The following is a 20,847-nucleotide window of genomic DNA, read 5'->3' as shown; positions in this document are numbered from 1 at the left end:
CATGATGCGGCGCGCGCGCAGGAAGTATGACGAGGAACCGGACAACCAGGACCGCTGGCTGATCTCGTACGCCGATTTCATCACCCTGCTGTTCGCCTTTTTCGTCGTCATGTATGCGATTTCGCAAGTCAACGAAGGCAAGTACCGCGTCTTCCAGAGCGCCATCGGCCAGGCCTTCAGCCTGGACAAGGGCGCGCCGCCCATCCTCATGGAAGCGCCGCAGGCGATCCCGCTGCCGAATCCCGCCCTGAAGCGCCGCACGGAAGCCATCCGCCGCGAGCGCGAGCACATGACGCGCCTGGCGCAGGACCTGACGTCCACCCTGGCGCCGCTGGTGAAGGAAGGCAAGGTGCGCGTGACGCAGACGAGCCGTGGCGTCAGCGTGGAAATCAACGCCAGCGTGCTGTTCGACCCGGGCGCGGCGCGCCTGACGCCGGAATCGGACCAGGCCCTGCGCGCCGTGGCCGTGCTGCTCAAGGACGACACGCACGACGTGCAGGTGGAAGGGCATACCGATGTGCAGCCGATCAGCAATTCGAACTTCGCCTCGAACTGGGAACTGTCGGCCGCGCGCGCCAGCGCCGTGGTGCGCCTGTTCATCGCCAGCGGCGTGCAAGCCACGCGCCTGACGGCCGTCGGCCACGCCGACAACATCCCCGTGGCGCCGAACGCCACGCCGGAAGGGCGCGCGCGCAACCGCCGCGTCGCCGTGACCATCCTCTCGGGCATCCCCGAGACGGTGACGGAAGTGCCGACGGCGCCGCCGGCCAACTGACAAGGCCTGACAAAACCGTCGCGAGCGGCAGCGAGGCTCGGCGCCCCTGTTGGCCCGAGAAGCGGAGCTGTGCCTTGCACTGGGCCGCCGAGGCCGTGAGCATCGGCGGGCGCAAATCGCGACGCGCAGCAGGTGTTGTTAGGTGTTCTATGTTAGGTGTGCTAAGCCTGGCCTTCCTGCCGGCGCGGCTTCGCGCCCTAGTGCGTGTCATGGGCTGGTCATACTGGACTGCTAGGCTGTCGCCCTTCTTTTCAGCTTCCAGGTCAATCCCATGTCTTACTCCAGAACCTTGCTTCCTTCGGCCATCGCCATCCTGTTGAGCGTCGCTGCCTGCGGCGGCGATGGCGGCCCGGACAGCAGCGTGCCACCGCTGCCCGCCGGCCGCTGGATCGCCGGCGACCTGCACACCCACACCACGCAATCGGCCGATGCGGATGTCAGCCAGACGCTGGACAAGGTGCTGGCCAAGGCCTTTACCACGTATGGACTCGACTGGATGGCGCTGTCCAACCATTTGCGCGTTTCCACGCGCGATGCGCTGGGCGCGCCGCTGCCGGCGCCCATTCCGATGTCCATCGCTGCCGAACGCCATGAAATCCCGCGCGTCCAGGCGCTGCAGGCGGGCGGCGCCTACGCCGACAAGCTGGTCTTTTCCGGCTTCGAGTGGGACATGCCGACCCACGATCACATCGGCATCGGCCTGTTCGAAGGCAAGGACAAGCTCAGTGCCAGCACCCGGGGCATGAAGGAGTTCGAATACCTGTTCACCACGCGCGACGCCAGCATGTTCGACGCCGCCGACGTCGCCGCATGGAAAGGCAAATATGGCGAGGCGCGCTACAACAAGACGGCTGCCGACGCGCTGCAAGCGATCAACTGGCTCAGGCAGAATTATCCGGAAACCAGCTACGCCGTCATCAACCACCCGTCGCGCAACAAGGGCAGCTACAGCATCGCCGACTTGCGCGCTTTTAACGATGCCGCCCCCAACATCATGTTCGCCATCGAAGGCATGGTCGGCAACCAGATGGAGCCGGACCGCGGCGGCTATACGGCCGCCTACACGGACGACAATGCGCTGCTGCGCGTGTATGGCGGTGTCGACTACGTGGTGGCCAAGCTGGGCGGGCCATGGGATGCGCTGCTGGGCGAGGGCCGCCGCATCTGGAACCTGACCGACTCGGATACGCACTTCAAGATCGTCGGCGGCAACAGCAGCGGCTATTTCCCCGGCGAATATGCGAAGAACTATGTGTTCAACAGCGCGCAAGGGGCGCCGCAGGCGAAGGATTTGCTGGCCGGTTTGCGCTCGGGCAAGATGTTTTCCACCTATGGCGACTTGATCAACGCACTGGACTTCAACCTGGCCAGCAAGGACGACCGCAAGGAGATGGGCGGCGAGCTGAAGGTCGGCAACGGCGACACCGTCACGGTTACCATCCGCTTCAAGAGCCCGGCCAGGAACAACTACGAGAAGCCGGTCGACAGCGGCGTGGCCGCCAACGTCAAGCCCGTCGTCGACCATGTCGACATGATCGTCGGCGATGTCGGCGCGAAGGCGGTGGCGGGCACGCCAGCCTACGACGTTGCCAGCAATGCCAGCACGCGCGTGCTCAAGCGCTTCACCAGCGCGGACTGGAAACTCGGGGCGGACGGCTACTACAGCGTGAGCTACCAGGCCACGGCGGCGAAGAACCAGTATTTCCGCCTGCGCGGCACCAATCTGGGGACCGATGTTGCCGGCCTGACGCAGGCTGGCGAACCGCTGGCCGACCAGCGCACGGGGGCCACGGACAGCACCCAGCGCTTCAATGACATCAACGACCGCAATTACCGCAGCCTGTGGTTCTATTCGAATCCGGTCTTCGTGACCGTGCGTTGATGGCGTCGCCGGCCGGCAGCGCGCCGCCGGATGGGGCGGGGGCCCGCTGCCGCTTGGTACAATCGGGGCCTTTCCCCACTTTTATCTCTCGATCATGAAAAGCAGTTCCCAGGGCGGCCTCGTGTATTCCACCGAAACGGGCCGCATGTGCCCCGCCTGCCGCCAGCCGCTGGCGCAGTGCGCATGCAAGGCCGCAGCGAAAGCGGCGCCGGCGGGCGACGGCGCCGTGCGCGTGTCGCGCCAGACCAAGGGCCGCGGCGGCAAGAGCGTCACCGTGGTGAAAGGCCTGGCGCTGGACGCCATCGCGCTGGCCCTGCTGGGCAAGCAGCTGCGCACGCAGTGCGGCTCGGGCGGCACCGTCAAGGATGGCGTCATCGAAGTGCAGGGCGACCACGTGGACGCCATCCTGGCCGCGCTGCTCAAGCTGGGCCACCGGGCGAAGCAGGCCGGCGGCTGAGGTGCGGGCCGGTGCCGCGCGCCTGTGGTAACGTGCGCTTCCCGACCCCGCCCGCCACCTCATGATGAATCGCACACTTGCCAGCATCGCCATCGCCGCCACCGCGGCCGCGCTGGCGCTGGCGTACTGGCCCGCGTCCGACGGCGGCGCGCCGGCAGCGGCCACCGCCACCGCTGCTGCCGGCGCGCCACCGGGGCGCAGCCTGGCCTCGTATTTTTCTGTCGATGCCTCCGTCCCCGCGGCCGAGGCAGCCCTGGTCATCCCCCTGGCGCAGCGGCTCGAGCGGCTGGCCGCCAGCGGCAGGGCGGAAGATGCGTATGCCGCCTTCAATCTGATCGACGACTGCATGGTCTTCCTGCGGGAGGGGCGCTTGCCGGGCATGGAGTTCGAACTGGGGCGCGAGATGACGGCGGAAGAGAAGGTTGCCCAGCAGCAGCTATGTGCGGGCTTGACGCAGCGCCAGCGCGACGAGCGCCTGGCCTACCTGGCCACCGCCGCGAAGGCGGGCGTGCCGGGCGCCAGCACGATTTTCCTGTCGGAAGGCCCGTTCGGCGACCGCAGCGCGCTGCGCAACCGTCCCGACGACCCGCTCGTGCAGGAATGGAAGCGCCAGGCCATCGCCCAGCTGACGGCGCAGGCGGACGAGGGCGAGCTGAGCAGCGTTTCGACCCTGATGATGGCGTATCTGCGCGATGGCGACGTGGTGCGCAAGGACGCGCCGCAAGCGTATGGCTACCTGCTGGCCCTGCGCATGGTGTATGGGGAACTGCTGGCGCCCGGCATCGCCAATCCGTATCAGGATGAATACTGGCACTGGCTGCAGGATGAGCTGACGCCGGCGCAGCAGGCCGCCGCCACGGCGAAGGCGCAAGCCATCGCGGCGAAATTTCGCCAGCATGCGGGGCGTCCCGCGCCCGCTTGAACGGACAGGGGCGCGCGCCTTGCCGCGGTAGTGCCGTGTCGGGGTGTTTGGCTTAGCCGATGACGACGCGCCGGTTCGGCGTATTCGTCGTCGGTTGGCCGCTGGGGCCGTAGAAATTGCCGCTTTGGGCCGTGGGGCGCAGGGCGTTCAGGGCGCCTTGCGTGTGCAGCATGTGCTTGTTGACCAGCAGGCTGTTCAGGCGGTTCTGTTCCTTCGCTTCGCGCGTCGTCTCGAGCAAGGCTTTCCACAGGGGCGCCGCGTCGGCGATGCCGGCGCCGACCAGCCAGTCTTCCATGCCGGCTTCGGCGGCCATGAAACCGGCCGCCGCCAGGGCCTGGTGGCGTTGCGCCGCCAGCTGGCTCAACTGTCCTATCAGTGCCGTCTTGCGCACGGTGATCTCCGCAACCGCATCGATGTCAGCCGCAACCAGATGCAGCTGTTCTTCTTTCATCAATGCCAGCAATGTGGTCATGAGCTCTTGCTCGTCGCGCAGGCTGGAAAACGGAGTCACTGATTGCATGGGGGAAACCTATCTATTTCGTGAGTGCAGCAAGTCCTTGACTGTATCCAAGAGACCGTCCGCCACTTTTTCAGAGTTGACCTGGAACTGGCCGTCGGCGATCGCCAGCTTGATGCGTTCGACTTTTTTCGTGTCGAACACGGCGCCGCTGCCGGCAGTTGCACTGGCCGCTAATGCCTGTCCTTGCGGCGACAGGCGTACATTGTCCGACGTCGTCGGTGTTGCTTGCGCTTTCTCGGCATTGCGGGCACCCGAGGTATTCGCGGGCGCTACCGGCAGGCCGGGATTGCTTTTAATGGTGTTGTCGGTAATTTTCACAGCGTGATCCTCGTCTGGTCGAAGTCAAAAAACTCCGGGATATGTGTCATTATCGGCACCTTCTTCCGAAACTTTAGTGCGCCAGACCACAATATCGCTGTCCATCCGTATCTAGAAAGCCACCTCCACCAGGCCGCCGGCGCGCGCCACGCCGCTGATCTGCTGGCCGCCCTGGGTGCGTACCTGCACCACCTGGCCGTCGCCGGCGCTGCCGATGGCGCGTCCTTCTGATGCCACCTGGAAACCATTGCCACTGGAAACGACACGCACCAGCTGGCCCTGCATCACCACGGGCTTGCGGCGCAGGGTGTCGAGGCGCATCGGCGTGCCCGGCGGCAGCGAGATATTCGTGCTGGCGCCCACCACCTGGGCCATGTCGGTGGCGATGCCTGCCGGCAATGCCGCCAGGTCGCCCTGCATCGTCACCAGCTGGCTGGCGTCGATGGCCTGTCCCTGCGCCAGCGGCACGGCGCTGGCCACGTAGTCGCCGACGACGGCCACGTTCGCCTGTAGATAGATGGTCCAGCTGGCCGGCGCCGTGCAGCGCACGCCGACGGTGGTCTTGCCCCAGGCGCGCGCGCCGGGGGCCATGAACGCTTGCGGCGCGGGGCAGGCGGCCAGGTTCAGGCGCGGATCGACGGCGCCGACGGTGACCGTCACCTTGCCGGGCAAGCCATTGCTTTGTACCTGCAGGAATTGTTCCACGCTGTCGCGCAGTGCTTCCGGCATCTGGCGGCCAGCGTTTTGCGCCTGCGCCAGCGGCGCGGCGGCGGCCAGTGCGGCGGCAAGGGCGAGAAGGAAAGCAAGCGGTGTTTTCATGGTGATAGGCCTCTGGAATATTGCCATGATAGGGCGCGGCGGCCCGTTCGAAGCGCGGATTAGGGGGTAAAAGTGCGGTCTGATCCGGCGATGGTCTTGCCGGTGGGCACCGTACTATGTTTCCTGTCATCACTATACCGCCATCCTTCCGCCATCTCGGGCGCCAGTGGCAGATCTTTCCGGAGCCTGACATGATAGGGAAACTCGACGATTACATGCGCTTCAACGAGACGGCGCTGAGCCTGCGCTCGACGCGCCAGGAATTGCTCGCCTCGAATATCGCCAATGCCGACACGCCCAACTACAAGGCGCGCGACGTCGATTTCGCCAGCGCCCTGAAAGGGGCGATGGCGCGCAAGGATGGCGTGCCGCCCGCCCTGAAGGGCACGGCGCCGCAGCATATGCCGGGCAAGGGCGTCGCCGCCGCCGTGGGGGGCAGCGCGGGCGGCAAGGTCGAGACGCTGGCCGACGGCACGCCGCTGCTGTACCGCGCGCCGGCCCAGGGCGCCGTCGATGGCAATACGGTCGACATGGACCTCGAGCGCAATGCCTTTGCCGACAACGCCATCCGCTACGAGGCCGCCGTGACGTTCCTCAACTCGCAGATCAAGGGCATGCTGACGGCCATCCAGGGAGGGCAATAATCATGTCGCTATTTAATATCTTCAATGTTTCCGGTTCGGCCATGAGCGCCCAGGCGCAGCGCCTGAATACGGTGGCCAGCAACCTGGCCAATGCCGACAGCGCCACCAGCGCCAGTGGCGAAGCCTACCGCGCCAAGCAGGTGGTGTTCGAAGCCGTGCCCATGGCCAATGGCGCCACGGCCGTCAAGGTGCAGAAGGTGATCGAAGACCCGTCGCCGATGAAGCTGGTCTACGACCCGAAGAATCCGCTGGCCGACGAGAAGGGCTACGTCACCATGCCCAACGTGAATACGGTCGACGAGATGGTCAACATGCTGTCGGCGTCGCGCTCGTACCAGACCAACGTGGAAACCATGAACGCGGCCAAGTCGCTGCTCCTGAAAACCCTCACCATCGGCCAATAAGGCTGACTGACCATTATGGCAACCATCGATACCAGCAACACCGTCACCACCGACCTGATGGCGACGATGAATCCGAAGAAGACCACGGCCGATCCCGGCAGTGTCGAGGCGGAAACGAACAAGTTCCTGACCCTGCTGGTCACCCAGCTGAAGAATCAGGACCCGATGAACCCGCTCGACAATGCGCAACTGACCAGCCAGCTGGCGCAGCTGTCCACGGTGACGGGCGTCAACAAGCTCAACACGACCCTGGAAACCCTGAAAGCCAGCTACCAGCAAGCCGAATCCATGCAGGCGGCCAACATCATCGGCCACGGTGTGTTGACGGCAGGCAAGGATATCAACCTGAGCAAGAGTGCCGCCCTGCTGGGCGTGGACCTGGCCACGCCGGCCGACAAGGTCAAGGTCATCATCTACAAGGATGGCAAGGAAGTCCACTCGATCGACCTGGGCGCGCAGGCGGCGGGCACCTTGCCGCTGGGCTGGAACGGCTCTACCGCCGATCTCGACAAGGACGGCAAGAACATCGTGCTGGCCGACGGCGCCTATACCTTCGCCGTGGAGGCCTCGCGCGGCGGCACCAAGCTCAAGGATGCGACGGCGCTGATGTTCGGTTCGGTCGCCAGCGTGTCGACGGGCGCCGGTGGCGTGAAATTGAATGTGCCGGGCGTGGGCAGCATCACCATGGCCGACGTGAAACAGATTCTGTAAGCCGCTTCCCCTTAGCGTGACCCTCTACCCCTAATTTCTACCAGGAGAACACAATGTCTTTCCAACAAGGCCTGAGCGGCTTGAATGGCGCCGCCAAATCGCTGGACGTCATCGGCAACAACATCGCCAACTCGTCGACCGTGGGTTTCAAGCAATCGCAGGCGCAGTTCGCCGACATCTATGCCAACTCGCTGTATGGCGTGGGCGGCAACCAGGCGGGGATCGGCGTGTCGGTTTCGCAAATCGCCCAGCAATTTAATCAGGGTAACCTGGAATCGTCGTCGAATCCCCTCGACATCGCCATCAATGGCGGCGGCTTCTTCCGTACCAGCGTCAACGGCGCCATCCAGTATTCGCGCAACGGCCAGTTCCAGGTCGACAAGAGCGGCTTCATCGTCAACGCCCAGCTGGCGCAGCTGACCGGCTATCCGGCCGACGTCAACGGCAAGATCGTCGCTGGCGCCGTCGTGCCCCTGCAGATCGACCAGTCGGACATGAAGCCGCAGGCAACGACCAAGATCAGCACGGAAGTCAACCTCAATTCCAATACGGCGATGCCGACCACGGTGCCGTTCAAGTCGACGGACGACACGTCGTACCACAAGTCGTTTCCCGTCGAAGTCTTCGATTCGCTGGGCAATTCCCACAATATGTCGAATTTCTACGTCAAGACGGGCACCAACACCTGGGATGTCTACTCGGCCATAGACGGCACGGAAGTGACGAGCATGAAGGCCGCGGCCGCCCTGCAGACGGACCCTGCCTCGCTGGCTGCGCGCGCCGCCTACCAGGCCGCCGCCACGGCCGTGCCGCTGGTGCCGGCCAATGTGACAGCCGCCGCCGTCGCCTATGGCAACGCGGCCGGCGCCGCCGTCTCGGCCGCCGCCGCCGCCGCGGGCGCCACGCCGGCGCAACTGGCCGCCATCGCCGCCACCTACGGCAGTGCCGTGCCGAATGGCGTCAATTCGAGCCGCACGCCGGACCAGATCGATGAAGCCATCCGCGCCGTGACCGTGGTGCCAGCCGTCAAGACCGGTTCGCTGGTCTTCAACACGGTCGGCAGCCTGGACCGGGCCGCCATGCTGGCCCTGACGCCGCCGCAAACCTTGCCCGTCACCGTTAACCTGCCGATCTTCCCGGCCACGGGCGCGAATGCGACCCTGTCGGTCCAGGTCGACTTCACCAAGTCTACCCAGCTGGGCACCGTCACGGCGGAAAAGAAAACGGAAGCGGACGGCTACAAGGCCGGCCAGCTGAGCCGCTTCGTCGTGGGTGACGACGGCGTCATCCAGGGCCAGTACAACAATGGCAAGACGCGCGCCCTGGGTCAGGTAGTACTCAGCAACTTTACCAACCCGAACGGCCTGCAGCCGCTGGGCAACAACGCCTGGGTGGAAAGCTCGGCTTCGGGCAAGCCCATCACGGGCGAGCCCAAGACGGGTACCCTGGGCAATTTGCGTGCCTCGGCCGTGGAAGTGTCGAACGTCGATTTGACGGCGGAACTGGTCAACATGATCACGGCGCAGCGCGCCTACCAGGCGAATGCGCAGACCATCAAGACGCAGGATTCGGTCCTGCAGACGCTGGTGAACCTGCGTTAACGTGGGGGCGCCTCGTTAAGCTGCTGCGCGTTTCACTACCGGGCCGGCGTTGCTCGCTGTACCTCCGTACAGCTGCGCTACTCAACCCGGTATTGAACCGCTCGCTACGCTTCCCGAGGCACCCTAGATGTTGCAGTAGTACCGGGGTCTGACCCCAGTTTTCGTTTTGTACGGAGAAACACATGGACCGTCTCATCTACACCGCCGGCTCGGGCGCCAAGCACATCCTGGACAAGCAGGCGACCACCGCGAATAACCTGGCGAACGCCACCAGCACGGGTTTCCGCGCCCAGCTCGACTCGTTCCGCGCCGTGCCCGTGGTGGCCGACGGCATGATGCCGACGCGCGCCTTTGTCGTCGACTCGACGGTCGGCTCCGATTTCACGCAAGGTCCCATGCAGCACACGGGCCGCGCGCTCGACGTGGCCGTGGAAAACGGCGGCTGGATCGCCGTGCAGTCGGCCGACGGTTCCGAAGCCTACACGCGCAACGGCAGCCTGAAACTCAATGAAAACGGCATGCTGCAGACGCAGGCCGGCCTGATGGTGCAGGGCGATACGGGACCCATGGCGATACCGCCCGGCGTGACGGTGGCGATTGCCAGCGACGGCACGGTGGGGACGATTTCCACCGACGTGCCGCCCGGCCCGTCGACGGTGCTGGGACGCATCAAGCTGGTCAATCCACCCGAGCAGCAACTGGTGCGCGGCGACGACGGCCTGTTCCGCCTGAAGGATGGCGCCGTCGCCCAGGCCGACCAGGCCGTCAAATTGACGACGGGCGCGCTCGAGGGCAGCAATGTCAGCCCCGTCGACTCCATGGTCAGCATGATCGCCCTGGCGCGCCAGTTCGAAACGCAAATGAGCCTGTTGAAGAATGCCGAGAATAACGCGGCGAAAGCCACCCAGATCCTCGCTTTGAATTGATGGGGGCAGCCGCATAATGGTCACATAGAAATAGTCTACAGGGCTGACTAGCGCTGTTATTGGAGAAAAATCATGATTCGTTCCCTTTGGATTGCCAAGACCGGCCTGGAAGCGCAACAGACGCAGATGGACGTGATCGCCAATAACCTGGCCAATGTCAGCACCACGGGCTTCAAGAAGTCGCGCGCCGTGTTTGAAGACTTGCTCTACCAAAATGTCCGCCAGCCGGGCGCGCAGTCCTCGCAGCAAACCCAGCTGCCATCGGGCTTGCAGATCGGCACCGGCGTGCGCACGGTGGCCACGGAACGCATCCATACCCAGGGCAATCCCCAGGCCTCGGGCAATTCGCGCGACGTGATGGTCAACGGCACCGGTTTCTTCCAGGTGCTGATGCCGGACGGCGCCACCGCCTACACGCGCGACGGCTCGTTCCAGACCGACAGCAACGGCCAGCTGGTCACTTCCGAAGGCTTCGTCATCCAGCCCGCCATCACCGTGCCGACCAATGCGCTGAGCCTGACCGTGGCGCGCGACGGCACCGTTTCCGTCACCCTGCCCGACACGGTGGCGCCATCGCAGATCGGCTCGCTGCAGCTGACCACCTTCGTCAACCCGGCCGGCCTCGAGTCGAAGGGCGAAAACCTGTACATGGAAACGGGCGCGTCCGGCGTGGCGCAGACCAATACCCCGGGCACCAACGGCGCCGGCGTGCTGATGCAGGGCTATATCGAGACGTCGAACGTCAACGTGGCCGAGGAAATGGTCAACATGATCCAGACGCAGCGCGCCTACGAGATCAACAGCAAGGCCATCACCACATCCGACCAGATGCTGCAGAAGCTTTCTCAGCTTTAATTTTTTTTTAGTCGTCATGCCATCCGCCGCCGGATGGCAGCGGAGGTTCGTCATGCAATACCCCCTCATCGCCGTCTTGTCCGCAGTCCTGTTGTCCGGCTGCGCCATCACGCCCACCTCGATCGTGCAGTACCCGACCACCACGCGCGCGCCGATGCCGGAACCCGTGGTCGTCAACAATGGCTCGATCTACCAGCCGTCGACTTACCGTCCCGCCTTCGAAGACCGCCGCGCGCGCCATGTGGGCGACACCATGACCATCGCCATCACCGAGCGCACGAACGCCGTCAAGGCGGGCGCCAGTTCCGGCAACAAGTCCGGCAGCGTGGGTTTCAGCACGCCCGGCTTCGCCCAGGGCCGCCTGGGCGGCACGGTCTCGGCGAATGGCGCGACGAAATTTGCCGATGGCGACAACCAGTCCGCCAGCAACACGTTTTCCGGCGTGATCGGCGTGACGGTGATCGAGGTATTGCCAAACGGTAATTTGATCGTGGCGGGCGAAAAGCAGATCGCCATGAACAAGGGCACGGAATTCATCCGCTTCTCGGGCATGGTCAATCCGGACACCATCGGCACGGGCAACGTCGTGCCGTCGACCCAGGTGGCCGACGCGCGCGTCGAATACCGCACCAACAGCCAGATCGACCGCGCCGAAATGGCCTCGATGGCGTCGCGCTTCTTCCTCAGCCTGTTGCCGTTCTGATCATGGCCACGTTTACCTTCCCCCGCCTTTTACTCGTCTGCGGCCTGGCTGGCGCCCTGCTGGCGCCCGTGGCGCAGGCCGAGCGCATCAAGGACCTGGCCAGCATCGCCGGCGTGCGCCAGAATCAGCTGATGGGCTATGGCCTCGTCGTCGGCCTCGACGGCAGCGGCGACCAGACCACGCAGACGCCGTTCACCATCCAGAGCGTGGCGGCCATGCTGCAGCAGCAAGGCGTCAACTTGCCGCAAGGCACGAGTTTGCAATTGAAGAACGTCGCCGCCGTGATGGTGACGACGGCCTTGCCCGCGTTTGCCCAGCCGGGCCAGCTGCTCGACGTGACGGTGTCGTCGATGGGGAACGCGAAAAGCTTGCGCGGCGGCACTTTATTGATGACGCCGCTGAAGGGCGCCGACGGCCAGGTGTACGGCATGGCGCAGGGCAACGTGCTGGTGGGCGGCGTGGGCGCGCAGGCGGCCGGCAGCTCCGTCGTCATCAACCACCTGAGCGTGGGGCGCATCTCGGGCGGCGCCACCGTCGAGCGCGCAGTCGCCTCGGCGCTGGGCGCCAACAACACGATCCGCCTGGAATTGAACGCCACCGATTTCGCCACGGCCAGCCGCGTGGTCGACGCCATCAACAGCCGCTATGGCACCGGCACGGCCGCCGCGCTCGATGGGCGCGTGATCCAGGTGCAGTCGCCGGGCGGCAGCGACCAGCGCGTGGCGTTCCTGGGCCAGCTGGAAAGCATCGAAGTCAACCCGGCCCGCCTGGCGGCCAAGGTCATCATGAATGCGCGCACGGGCTCGGTGGTGATGAACCAGTCCGTGACCCTGGAAACATGTGCCATTTCGCACGGCAACCTGTCCGTCACCATCAATGTCGAGCCGCAGGTGAGCCAGCCGGCACCGCTGTCGGGCGGGCGCACGGTGGTCACGCAGACGGCGCAGATCGATATCAAGAAGGAACCGGGCAAGGTCATGCTGGTCAAGGGCGGCGCCTCGCTGTCCGACGTGGTGAAAGCCCTCAATGCCATCGGCGCCTCGCCGCAAGACTTGCTGGCCATCCTGCAGGCGATGAAGGCGGCCGGTTCGCTGCGCGCCGAACTTGAAATCATTTGATGGACATGCCATGATCAGCCAAACCGACCTCAGCAATACCGCCGCCTATGACGTGAAGGGCATGGATGGCTTGCGCCAGTCCGCCAAGGCGCGCGACCCCGCCGCCCTGAAAGAGGCGGCCACGCAATTCGAAGCCATGTTCATCAACATGATGATGAAAAGCATGCGCGACGCCACGCCGCAGGACGGCATCATGGATAGCCAGCAAAGCAAGATGTACACCTCGATGCTGGACCAGCAGACGAGCCAGAACCTGGCCAAGCGCGGCACGGGCCTGGCGGACGTGCTGATCCGCCAGCTGTCGTCGTCGAACCAGGCGCTGGCCGCCGATGGCGCCGAAGCGCCGTCGCCCCGTTCCTCGAGCATGGCGCAGGCGCTGGCCGCCTTCCGCCAGCAGCAGGGCGCGCTCACCGAGGGCGCGAGCGGTGCCACGGGCGGCAAGACCCTGAGCGACAAGGCCAACGCCACGCAGGCGCCGCACGTGCGCGCGTTCCAGGAAAAGCTGGGCGCACATGCGGAAGAGGCCAGCCGCGCCACCGGCATCCCGGCCAAGTTCATGCTGGGCCAGGCGGCGCTGGAAACGGGCTGGGGCAAGCGCGAAATCATCGCCCGCGACGGCAGCAGCAGCCACAACCTGTTCGGCATCAAGGCGTCCGGCGACTGGAAGGGCAAGGTCACGGAAGCCGTCACCACCGAGTATGTGAATGGCAAGGCGCAGCGCAAGGTGGAGAAATTCCGCGCCTATGACAGCTATGCGGACAGCTTCAAGGATTACGCGCAATTGATTACGAACAACAAGCGCTATGAAAAAGTGCTGGCCAGCGCCGGCGACGCCAGCACGTTTGCCCACGGCTTGCAAAAGGCCGGCTATGCGACGGACCCGAATTACGCTGCCAAATTGACAAAAATTATCAAGAATTCGCTGGTTGGTTAAGCCGCCGCCATATCCTGTGCAGGCCGCGTGCTTCAAGTTTTCGCTGCGGCTGCCGTAAATACTTTTGAGGGTAACCAATAAGACACCATGACTTCGAATCTACTCAGCATCGGTAAGAGCGGTTTGCTTGCAGCGCAGGTGGGCCTGTCGACGACCGGGCATAACATCACCAATGCCAACGTGGACGGCTACAACCGCCAGGTGGTGCTGCAGCAGACGGCGCAGTTCAACAATGCCGGTTATGGCTTCGTGGGCAATGGTACGGAAGTGTCGCAAGTGAAGCGCCAGTACGACAGTTTCATGGCCGCCCAGGTGAACAATGCGCAGGCGACCACCAGTTCGCTCGATGCGTATTACACGCAGATCAGCCAGATCGACAACTTGCTGGCCGACCCCACGGCCGGGCTGTCGCCGGCGATGGCCGATTTCTTCAAGGGCGTGCAGGATTTCAGCTCGAATCCCTCGTCCGTGTCGTCGCGCCAGGCATTGTTGTCGAGCGCCAACTCGCTGGCCTCGCGCTTCCAGGGCCTCAGCGCGCGCCTGACGGAAATCGGCGACGGCGTCAATTCGCAGATCACCTCGAATGTGAAGGTGATCAATTCCTACGCCAAGCAGATCGCCGAGCTGAATAACTCGATCGCCAGCCTGACCGTCAATCAAAGCAACCAGCCCAACGATTTGCTCGACCAGCGCGACCAGCTGATCACGGAGATGAACAAATACGTCAAGACTACGGTCCAGCCTGGCTCGAACAACACGATCACCGTGTCGATCGGCTCGGGCCAGCCGCTGGTGGTGGGCGACAAGAACTTTGAGCTGGCCGTCACGCCTTCGCCGACGGACCCGCAGCGCCTGGACGTCGGCTATGTCACGGGCTCTACCGTCACCAAGCTGTCGGAAAGTTCGCTGACCGGTGGCGCGCTGGGCGGCTTGCTGGAATTCCGCAGCGGCAGCCTGGACCGTATCCAGAATTCGCTGGGCAAGGTCGCCATCGCCCTGGCCGCCACCTTCAATGACCAGCACAAGCTGGGCCAGGACTTGAATGGCGACATGGGCGGCGACTTTTTCAAGGTGCCCGATCCCGTCATCGGCGCCGATTACCGCAACAATTCATCGAGCACGACGGCGCTGTCGGCCAAGGTCAGCGATCCGACCAAGCTGACGGGCAGCGATTACGCCGTGAGATATGACGGCGGCAATTATGTCGTGACGCGCCAGAGCGACGGCGCGAAAACGACCATCAACCCGTATCCGCAAACCGTGCCGCAAACCATCGATGGCGTGGATTTCTCGATTTCGGGCACGGCCGCCGAAGGCGACAACTTCATGGTCAGGCCGACCGCCAACGGCGCTGCCGGCCTCGGCGTGCTGATTACCGACCGCAACAAGCTGGCCGCCGGCGCGCCGATCGCCACGGGCGCGCCCGTCAGCAACACGGGTAGCGGCAAGCTTGGCCTGGGGAGCGTGGACAAGGCCTATTTGACGCCCGGCAACGCGCTTACGAGCACCGTGACCTTGACCTACGACAAGGTCAGCGGCTCGCTGTCGGGCTTCCCGGCAGGCCAGGCCGTGACGGTGAAAGGCTTGAACGGCAGCAGCACCACGTATCCGGCCGGCACGGCGAACATTCCGTACACGGAAGGCGACAGCTTCAACTTCGGCGGCATCAACGTCAGCATGACGGGCGCGCCGGCGCAGGGCGACAAATTCACCATTGCGCCGAACTCGGGCGGCGTGGGCGACAGCCGCAATGCGGCGCTGCTGGCGAGCTTGCAGACGAAAAATATTCTCGACGGCGGCAAGGCCACGTTCCAGGGTTCGTACGCGGAAACCGTCAGCTTCGTGGGCAACAAGACGCGCGAAGTCCAGGTCAGCGGCCTGGCCAGCCTGGCGTTGTTGCAACAGACGAGTACACAGCAGCAAGCCGTGTCCGGCGTCAACCTCGACGAAGAGGCGGCCAACCTGCTGCGCTACCAGCAGGCTTACCAGGCGTGCGGCAAGGTCATGCAGATTGCCAGCACCCTGTTCGACGTGGTCATCGGTCTCGGACGTTAATTCTTCATTATTCAGATTCAGCGATTTAAGCGGCGGCTTGTAGCGCCGCCGCCATCAGGAAGGGCAGCATCATGCGCATCAGTACCAGAATGATCTATGAAACGGGCAGCTCCCAGCTGAATAACCTGCAGGGCGCGCTGAACCGCACGCAGATGCAGTTGTCTGCCAACCGCCGCAACCTGACGCCGGCCGACGACCCGATCGCCTCGGCGCGCGCGCTGGAAGTGACGCAGTCGCAATCGATCAATACGCAGTTCGTGACGAACCGCTCGAACGCCAAGAATTTCCTCTCGCAGGAAGAGCTGGCGCTGGCCAGCACCACCTCGCTGATCGCCGACGTGAAGGATCTGGTCTTGAAGGCCGGCAATCCGGCGCTCAAGGATATCGACCGCCAGAGCCTGGCGACGGAGCTGAAAGGCCGGCTGACCGACCTGCTGGGCATCGCCAACACTTCCGACAATGCGGGCGGCTACCTGTTTTCCGGCTACAAATCGTCCACCCAGCCGTTCAGCCAGACTCCGGGCGGCGCCACCTATGTGGGCGACCAGGGCCAGCGCGAGCTGCAGGTAGGCTCGGCGCGCTACCTGGCCACCAGCGACTCGGGCGCGACCGTGTTCGAGAACAATCTGACGGGCAACGGCAAGTTCACCACGGCGCCCGATCCAGGCAATTTCACGCGCGGCGGCGCCGGCATCATTTCCGGCGGCACCGTCACCGATCCCACCAAGTTGACGGGGCACAAGTACTCGATCGATTTCCAGGTGACGGGCACGGGCACCGACGCCAAGACGACCTATACCGTGACGGACGTGACCCTGGGCCAGACCATCCCGACTCCGGCCGTGCCGGTGGCCTACAAGGCGGGCGACGCCATCAACTTCGACGGCCAGCAAGTCAATATCGCGGGCAAGCCGGCCGACCTGGACAAGTTCACCCTGGAGCCGAGCGGCAAGGAATCGATCTTTACCACGATCACCAACCTGATCGGCGCGCTGGGCCAGCCGGCCACGGGCGACGCCGGCCAGGCGCGCCTGACGGCCAGCCTGAACGCGGCGCACAATATCCTCGACACGGCTTACGACAATGTGCTGTCGGTGCGCGCGGAAGTCGGTTCGCGGCTGAAGGAGCTCGATACCCTCGACAGCGCCGGCGACGACCTCGACCTGCAGTACGCGAGCACCCTGTCGGGCTTGCAGGACCTGGACATGGTGAAGGCGATTTCCCTGTTCAGCCAGCAGCAGATCACCCTGCAGGCGGCGCAGAAGTCGTTCACGTCCATCTCGGGACTGTCGCTGTTCAATTACATCAGCTAAGCCATCCGTTTCAGTGCGGAGACCGGGGAGCCGGGGCAGGGAGTGCATCTTCCGCCCCGGCTTTTTTGCGTGCGCAGGAGAGCCACTTCGACAAGATGGTCAGGTAGCCTGTACAGGCAAACTGTGTAGGTTACCTGCATATCTGTTATAGTAGGGCCTGTTGATCCACTACCCGTTTCCCATGCCTACTCCACAAGACGAACACGAACAAGTGCTGCAACTGGCCGGCGAATTGCGCATTCTCATCGGCAAGCTGCGCCGCCGCCTGCGCGAAGAGGCGCATCTGGGCGACGTCAGCATGTCGCAGGCATCTGTGCTCAGCCGTCTCGAGCGCGACGGCCCGGCCACCGCCAGCAGCCTGGCGCGCGCCGAAGGCATGCGTCCGCAGTCGATGGCCGCCACCGTGCTGGCGCTGACGGAAGCGCAGATGGTGACGGGGTCGCCCGATCCGGCCGACGGGCGGCAGACCATCCTGACCCTGACGGACAGCTGCCGCGCCTGGATCGCGGCCAGCCGCGCCGCGCGCGAAGACTGGCTGGCGCGCACCATTGAAACGCGGCTCACGCCGCAGGAAGTCACCGAACTGGACAAGGCGGTGGCATTACTCAAACGTTTGGCGCAGTGATCCGCTGAACCATTCACCCCGACCCCGGCAAGGAGCCCGCACGCCCAGATGAAAAACACATTCCGTTCGCTACGCAATCCCAATTACCGTATCTGGGCCGGCGGCGCCCTCGTGTCGAATGTCGGCACCTGGATGCAGCGCACGGCGCAGGATTGGCTGGTGCTGAGCGAATTGACGCAGCACAATGCCAGCGCCGTCGGCATCGTCATGGCCTTGCAATTCGGCCCGCAGCTGCTGTTGCTGCCCCTGACGGGCATGGCGGCCGACCTGCTGGACCGGAGAAAATTGCTGTTGTTCACGCAGGCGGCCATGGGCTTGCTGGCGCTGGGCCTGGGCGTGCTGTGCATCAGCGGCCTGGTGCAACTGTGGCATGTGTATGTGTTTGCCTTCCTGCTGGGCTGCGTGACGGCCTTCGATTCGCCCGTGCGCCAGACCTTTGTTTCCGAGATCGTCGACGAGGAAGACTTGACGAACGCCGTGGCGCTGAATTCCACCTCGTTCAATGCGGCGCGCATGCTGGGCCCGGCCGTGGCCGGTTTGCTGATCAGCAGCGTCGGCAGCGGCTGGGTCTTCATCATCAACGCCGTCTCGTTTGCCGCCGTGATCGGTTCGCTGTTGCTGCTGCGCGTGCAATTGCTGCGCCGCGCGCCGCGCCTGAAAGCCACGCGCGCCAGCCTGGGCGAAGGTTTCCGCTACGTGCGCCAGCGGCCCGACCTGATGGCCATCCTGCTGATGCTGTTCCTGATCGGCACCTTTGGCTTGAATTTCCCGATTTTCCTGTCGACCATGTCGGTGACGGCCTTCCATGCGGGGGCCGGCCAGTATGGCGTGCTCAGTTCCGTGATGGCTTGCGGTTCCGTGGCCGGCGCCCTGCTGGCGGCGGGACGGGGCCGGCCCACCCTGGCGCTGCTGCTGGGTGCGGCCGCGCTGTTCGGCTTTGCCTGCGCACTGGCGGCCGTGATGCCCAACTACTGGCTGTTCGGCATGGTGCTGGTGGTGATCGGCATCGCCGCGCAAACCTTTACCACCAGCGTCAACAGCAGCGTGCAACTGTCGACGGCGCCCGCCATGCGGGGCCGCGTGATGGCCATCCTGTTGGCGATCTCGGCTGGCGGCACGCCGCTGGGCGCGCCCATCGTGGGCTGGGTGGCCGATACCTTCGGCCCGCGCTGGGCGCTGGGCATAGGCGCCCTGTCGGGGCTGGCGGCGGCCCTGGTCGGCGTGCGCTATCTGGTCAGGCATCACCAGTTGCGCCTGAACGTGGACCTGCGGCGCTGGCGTTTTGCGCTGAGCAGCGACCAGCCCTGAGCGCCGGCCTTACGGTGCGGGCAGCGGCGCTGGCTGGGCCGGCGGCGCGGGGCGCAGGGGATTCGGCGGCACGGGCGGCGGCGGGCGGTCGCGCGTGGCGAAGCCGCGCGGCAGCAGACGTGCCGTTTCTATGCCGCGCAGGAACATGTTCTGGAATGGCGTGGCCAGGTAGGGCAGCACCATGCCGATCACCAGCAAGCCCACGCCCAGGGTGACGGGGAAGCCGATACCGAAGATGTTCAGCTGCGGCGCGGCGCGCGTCAAAATGCCCAGTGCCACGTTGGTCAGCAGCAGGGCGGCGATGATGGGCAGGGAAATTTGCAAGCCGGAACGGAAGATTTCCCCGCCCCAGGCGGCCAGCTGCTGAAAGCCGCCGCCGCTGACCGGACTCGATGAAATCGGCAGGCTGACGAAGCTTTCCGCCAGCGCCGCCAGCAAGACCAGGTGCCCGTTGACAGTCAAAAACATCAACGTGGCCAGCATGACGAGGAACTGGCTGATGGCGGAAGACCTGCCCTTGGTTTGCGGGTCGAAGAACGAGGCGAAGCCCAGGCCCATGGTCAGGCTGCTGATTTCGCCGGCCATCTCGATGGCGGAAAATACGATGCGGATGGAAAAGCCCATGGCCAGTCCCACCAGCATTTCCTGCGTCAGTATCAGCAATCCCGCCAGCGACATGGGATTGACCGCAGGCAATGCCGGCACGGTGGGGGCGATGATCATGGCCAGCATGACGCCCAGCGAGACCTTGACGGTGGCCGGCACGGCCGCGTTGCCGAACAGCGGGGCGGCCGCGATCAGGCCAAGGATGCGGCTAAGCGGCCACAGCAGAGCTGCGATCCACGTGTTCAGTTCAATGCTGGACAGGGTCAGCATGGCAACAGCGGCTGCACTAGCCCACCAGGTTCGGGATGCCCGTGAAGACCTGGCGCATGTAGTCGAGCATGACGGACAGCATCCATGGGCCGGCCACGACGATGGCGATGAAAATGCCCACCAGCTTGGGGATGAAGGACAGGGTCGCCTCGTTGATCTGCGTGGCGGCCTGGAAGATACTGACGATCAAGCCGATGATGAGGGCGACCAGCAGCATGGGCGCGGCCACCATCAGCGTGATTTCCATCGCATGGCGGCCCAGGGTCATGACGCTTTCGGGTGTCATCGCAGTCCTATCCTAGTAAAAACTCTGTGACAGCGAGCCCAGCAGTAACTGCCAGCCATCGACGAGCACGAACAGCATCAGCTTGAACGGCAGCGAGATCGTCGCCGGCGACATCATCATCATGCCCATCGACATCAGCACGCTGGCGACCACCATGTCGATGATGAGGAAGGGGATGAAGATGGCAAAACCGATCTGGAACGCCGTCTTCAGTTCGCTGGTGACGAAGGCCGGTACGAGGATGCGCAGCGGCACGTCTTCCGGGCCTTGCAAGTCTGGCGAGCGCGACATCTTGGCGAACAGGGCCAGGTCGGCCTGGCGCGTTTGTTTCAGCATGAAGGTTTTCAGCGGTTCGACGCCCTTGTCCATCGCCTGCTGCATGCTGATCTTGTTTTCCTGGTAAGGCTGGTAGGCATCCGTATAAATCTTGTCGAACACGGGGCCCATGACGAACAGGGTGAGGAACAGGGCCAGTCCCACCAGCACCTGGTTCGGCGGCGCCGATTGCGTGCCGATGGCCTGGCGCAGCAGGGACAGCACGATGATGATGCGCGTAAAGCAGGTCATCATCAACAGCGCCGCCGGCAAAAAGGTGAGCGACGTCATCAGGATGAGCGTCTGCACCGGCAGCGAATAGTTCTGGCCGCCGCCCGGCGCCGGCGTGCTGGTAAACGCGGGGATGCCCGGCTGGGCCAGGGCCCACAGCGGCAGCGCCAGCGCGGCGACAGCCAGCAGCCAGGTCAGCGGAGTCTTGATATCGCGCAATGCCAGCGCCTGTTTCGCCTGCGTCATTGC

The 20,847-nt window shown here is 64.5% G+C and carries 23 protein-coding genes; 17 read left to right on the top strand and 6 right to left on the bottom strand.

The window, feature by feature from the left end:
* Nucleotides 1-4: 4 nt before the first annotated feature.
* The 4 genes from motD (at nt 5) to AC1RDJ_RS27015 (ending at nt 4,036) form a co-directional block, all read left to right on the top strand.
* A complete protein-coding gene (gene motD, locus AC1RDJ_RS27030) occupies nt 5-775 on the top strand; it encodes a flagellar motor protein MotD (protein ID WP_071326254.1) in 771 nt (256 codons plus the stop codon).
* A gap of 271 nt (nt 776-1,046) precedes the next feature.
* Entirely contained in the window at nt 1,047-2,657 is a 1,611-nt protein-coding gene (locus AC1RDJ_RS27025; protein WP_493029279.1) for a CehA/McbA family metallohydrolase domain-containing protein, read from the top strand.
* A 94-nt stretch (nt 2,658-2,751) separates the two neighbouring features.
* The gene (locus AC1RDJ_RS27020; protein ID WP_493029278.1) at nt 2,752-3,114 is read left to right on the top strand and encodes a translation initiation factor Sui1; all 363 of its coding nucleotides are present in this window, start codon (nt 2,752-2,754) and stop codon (nt 3,112-3,114) included.
* A 61-nt stretch (nt 3,115-3,175) separates the two neighbouring features.
* Complete coding sequence (locus AC1RDJ_RS27015) at nt 3,176-4,036, top strand: hypothetical protein (RefSeq protein ID WP_493029277.1); 861 nt, start codon at nt 3,176-3,178, stop codon at nt 4,034-4,036.
* A gap of 52 nt (nt 4,037-4,088) precedes the next feature.
* On the opposite strand, the gene AC1RDJ_RS27010 is transcribed toward AC1RDJ_RS27015, so the two are convergent.
* From AC1RDJ_RS27010 to flgA, 3 genes are all read right to left on the bottom strand, one after another.
* Entirely contained in the window at nt 4,089-4,556 is a 468-nt protein-coding gene (locus AC1RDJ_RS27010; protein WP_071322376.1) for a flagella synthesis protein FlgN, read from the bottom strand.
* Between the two features lie 9 nt (nt 4,557-4,565).
* Nucleotides 4,566-4,874 carry a flagellar biosynthesis anti-sigma factor FlgM gene (gene flgM / locus AC1RDJ_RS27005; protein ID WP_034754089.1) on the bottom strand — a complete coding sequence of 103 codons (309 nt, stop codon included), beginning with the start codon at nt 4,872-4,874 and terminating at the stop codon, nt 4,566-4,568.
* 111 nt (nt 4,875-4,985) lie between these two features.
* A complete protein-coding gene (gene flgA, locus AC1RDJ_RS27000; RefSeq protein WP_493029276.1) occupies nt 4,986-5,693 on the bottom strand; it encodes a flagellar basal body P-ring formation chaperone FlgA in 708 nt (235 codons plus the stop codon).
* 191 nt (nt 5,694-5,884) lie between these two features.
* Here flgA and flgB point away from each other — a divergent pair, with 191 nt between their 5' ends.
* From flgB to AC1RDJ_RS26935, 13 genes are all read left to right on the top strand, one after another.
* Nucleotides 5,885-6,337, top strand: a complete 453-nt coding sequence (flgB, locus tag AC1RDJ_RS26995; protein WP_493029275.1) for a flagellar basal body rod protein FlgB — start codon at nt 5,885-5,887, stop codon at nt 6,335-6,337.
* Nucleotides 6,338-6,339: 2 nt separating this feature from the next.
* Nucleotides 6,340-6,741: a flagellar basal body rod protein FlgC gene (gene flgC, locus AC1RDJ_RS26990; protein WP_071322379.1), complete on the top strand. Its 402-nt coding sequence runs from the start codon at nt 6,340-6,342 to the stop codon at nt 6,739-6,741.
* Nucleotides 6,742-6,756: 15 nt separating this feature from the next.
* Nucleotides 6,757-7,452, top strand: coding sequence for a flagellar hook assembly protein FlgD (locus AC1RDJ_RS26985; RefSeq protein ID WP_071322380.1), 696 nt, complete (start codon nt 6,757-6,759; stop codon nt 7,450-7,452).
* A 53-nt stretch (nt 7,453-7,505) separates the two neighbouring features.
* The gene (locus AC1RDJ_RS26980) at nt 7,506-9,053 is read left to right on the top strand and encodes a flagellar hook protein FlgE (RefSeq protein ID WP_071322381.1); all 1,548 of its coding nucleotides are present in this window, start codon (nt 7,506-7,508) and stop codon (nt 9,051-9,053) included.
* 182 nt (nt 9,054-9,235) lie between these two features.
* The gene (locus AC1RDJ_RS26975) at nt 9,236-9,979 is read left to right on the top strand and encodes a flagellar basal body rod protein FlgF (RefSeq protein WP_071322382.1); all 744 of its coding nucleotides are present in this window, start codon (nt 9,236-9,238) and stop codon (nt 9,977-9,979) included.
* A 72-nt stretch (nt 9,980-10,051) separates the two neighbouring features.
* Nucleotides 10,052-10,834, top strand: a complete 783-nt coding sequence (gene flgG / locus AC1RDJ_RS26970; RefSeq protein WP_071322383.1) for a flagellar basal-body rod protein FlgG — start codon at nt 10,052-10,054, stop codon at nt 10,832-10,834.
* A gap of 52 nt (nt 10,835-10,886) precedes the next feature.
* Complete coding sequence (locus AC1RDJ_RS26965) at nt 10,887-11,537, top strand: flagellar basal body L-ring protein FlgH (protein ID WP_071322384.1); 651 nt, start codon at nt 10,887-10,889, stop codon at nt 11,535-11,537.
* Nucleotides 11,538-11,539: 2 nt separating this feature from the next.
* Nucleotides 11,540-12,655 (top strand): flagellar basal body P-ring protein FlgI, encoded by a 1,116-nt coding sequence (locus AC1RDJ_RS26960; protein ID WP_493029274.1) that lies wholly within the window; start codon nt 11,540-11,542, stop codon nt 12,653-12,655.
* 10 nt (nt 12,656-12,665) lie between these two features.
* Nucleotides 12,666-13,589, top strand: coding sequence for a flagellar assembly peptidoglycan hydrolase FlgJ (gene flgJ / locus AC1RDJ_RS26955; RefSeq protein ID WP_071322386.1), 924 nt, complete (start codon nt 12,666-12,668; stop codon nt 13,587-13,589).
* Between the two features lie 87 nt (nt 13,590-13,676).
* Nucleotides 13,677-15,644, top strand: a complete 1,968-nt coding sequence (gene flgK / locus AC1RDJ_RS26950) for a flagellar hook-associated protein FlgK (RefSeq protein WP_071322387.1) — start codon at nt 13,677-13,679, stop codon at nt 15,642-15,644.
* Nucleotides 15,645-15,715: 71 nt separating this feature from the next.
* On the top strand, nt 15,716-16,957 hold the full coding sequence (flgL, locus tag AC1RDJ_RS26945) for a flagellar hook-associated protein FlgL (protein ID WP_071322388.1): 1,242 nt from the start codon (nt 15,716-15,718) through the stop codon (nt 16,955-16,957).
* 181 nt (nt 16,958-17,138) lie between these two features.
* Nucleotides 17,139-17,582 carry a MarR family winged helix-turn-helix transcriptional regulator gene (locus AC1RDJ_RS26940; RefSeq protein ID WP_493029273.1) on the top strand — a complete coding sequence of 148 codons (444 nt, stop codon included), beginning with the start codon at nt 17,139-17,141 and terminating at the stop codon, nt 17,580-17,582.
* 48 nt (nt 17,583-17,630) lie between these two features.
* Nucleotides 17,631-18,890 (top strand): MFS transporter, encoded by a 1,260-nt coding sequence (locus tag AC1RDJ_RS26935; protein ID WP_071322390.1) that lies wholly within the window; start codon nt 17,631-17,633, stop codon nt 18,888-18,890.
* Between the two features lie 9 nt (nt 18,891-18,899).
* Here the strand turns inward: AC1RDJ_RS26935 and fliR are convergent, their stop codons facing one another.
* Genes fliR through fliP form a run of 3 tightly spaced genes read right to left on the bottom strand, consistent with a single transcriptional unit; the run spans nt 18,900 to nt 20,844 of the window.
* Nucleotides 18,900-19,766: a flagellar biosynthetic protein FliR gene (gene fliR / locus AC1RDJ_RS26930; protein ID WP_493029272.1), complete on the bottom strand. Its 867-nt coding sequence runs from the start codon at nt 19,764-19,766 to the stop codon at nt 18,900-18,902.
* A 16-nt stretch (nt 19,767-19,782) separates the two neighbouring features.
* Nucleotides 19,783-20,052: a flagellar biosynthesis protein FliQ gene (gene fliQ / locus AC1RDJ_RS26925; RefSeq protein ID WP_071322392.1), complete on the bottom strand. Its 270-nt coding sequence runs from the start codon at nt 20,050-20,052 to the stop codon at nt 19,783-19,785.
* Between the two features lie 12 nt (nt 20,053-20,064).
* Entirely contained in the window at nt 20,065-20,844 is a 780-nt protein-coding gene (gene fliP / locus AC1RDJ_RS26920) for a flagellar type III secretion system pore protein FliP (RefSeq protein ID WP_493029291.1), read from the bottom strand.
* Nucleotides 20,845-20,847: the final 3 nt, after the last annotated feature.

The organism is Janthinobacterium sp. GW822-FHT07H10 (assembly GCF_058798675.1).
Note: the sequence above shows the minus strand (reverse complement) of the source record. Positions and strands in the feature narration are given on the sequence as shown.